This is a genomic window from Stenotrophomonas humi, assembly GCF_001431415.1.
GTDB lineage: Bacteria > Pseudomonadota > Gammaproteobacteria > Xanthomonadales > Xanthomonadaceae > Stenotrophomonas > Stenotrophomonas humi.
In genome coordinates this window covers 1-1234 of the sequence record NZ_LDJI01000037.1, presented here as the reverse complement: position 1 = coordinate 1234, position 1234 = coordinate 1, and the positions used below count along the sequence as shown (strand labels likewise).

Sequence of the window (1234 nt, the reverse complement as noted above, 5' to 3'; positions counted from 1 at the left end):
TGAATCGCCCAGGATTTCGTAGACACCTCGCAGCCATAAACTATGGCTTAGGCGGAGGTGGTTATGAGTACGAAACGTTACACGGATGAGTTCAAGATCGAGGCGGTTCGGCAAATTGTCGAATATGGCCGGCCAGTAGCTGAGGTTGCTGAGCGGCTGGGTGTATCGGTCCACAGTTTGTATGGTTGGAGACGTCAGCACGGCTTAGGAGAGGTAGGCCGCCGCGTTGAGGTTGATCAGAACGCGGAAGTTCGCCGGCTAAAAGCTGAGTTGCGTCGCGTCACTGAAGAGCGAGACATCCTAAAAAAAGCCGCCGCGTACTTTGCCAAGGGGTAAGAGCAAAGTACGCCTTCATGAAGCGCCATGCGGATCAGTTCGGGTTGGCAGCCATGTGCCGCGTACTGAGTGTCCATCGCAGCGGTTACTACGCCTGGCTTCGAGGTCCGATAAGCCCCCGCGAACGGGATGACCAACGACTGCTTGGACTGATCAAGCACAGCTGGCTTGAGAGTGGCTCGGTCTACGGACATCGCAAGATCACTTCGGATCTTCGCGAGCTAGGGGAGACATGCAGCCGACATCGCGTAGCGCGCTTGATGAAGAGCGAAGGACTTCGGGCTATGGTTGGCTATGGCCGTAAGCCACGCCCCCTGAGTGGTCCAGTGGGGTCGGTGGCAAAGAACGTCTTGGCGCGCGGTTTCAAAGTAAGTGAACCGAATCGCGCATGGGTAACAGACATCACCTACATCCGAACCTACGACGGCTTCATGTACTTAGCCGTTGTGCTCGATCTGTTCTCACGCCAGGTGGTGGGTTGGGCGACGCGCCCCACGCAGCACACCGACTTGGTTTTGCAAGCGCTGCTCGCTGCGGTTTGGAGGCGCAAACCCGCTCCAGGTTTGCTTCTGCACTCTGACCAAGGAACGCAGTTCACCAGCGAAGACTGGCAGTGCTTCCTGCGTGAGCACGACATCGTATGCAGCATGAGCCGGCGAGGAAATTGCCACGACAACGCAGCAATGGAGAGCTTCTTCCAGCTGTTGAAACGCGAACGTATTAAGCGGCGGATCTACAGCAATCACGACGAGGCACGCGCCGATGTCTTCCAGTACATCGAGATGTTTTACAACCCGACACGGCGACACGGTTCCAATGGCGGCCTGTCCCCGATAGAGTTTGAACGGCAGTACGCACTAAACGGCTGAAGAGTGTCTACAAAAGCCTGGGCGATTCA

At 56.6% G+C, this 1234-nt stretch carries 1 protein-coding gene; it reads left to right on the top strand.

Annotated features, from left to right (window positions below; genetic code table 11):
* The first annotated feature begins 63 nt into the window (after positions 1-63).
* Positions 64-1205 (top strand): IS3 family transposase gene (locus ABB26_RS16835; protein ID WP_152982729.1). Its coding sequence is split into 2 segments (ribosomal slippage): positions 64-301 and positions 301-1205, totalling 1143 coding nucleotides; the frame shifts between segments, so codons are not numbered across the junction.
* Positions 1206-1234: the final 29 nt, after the last annotated feature.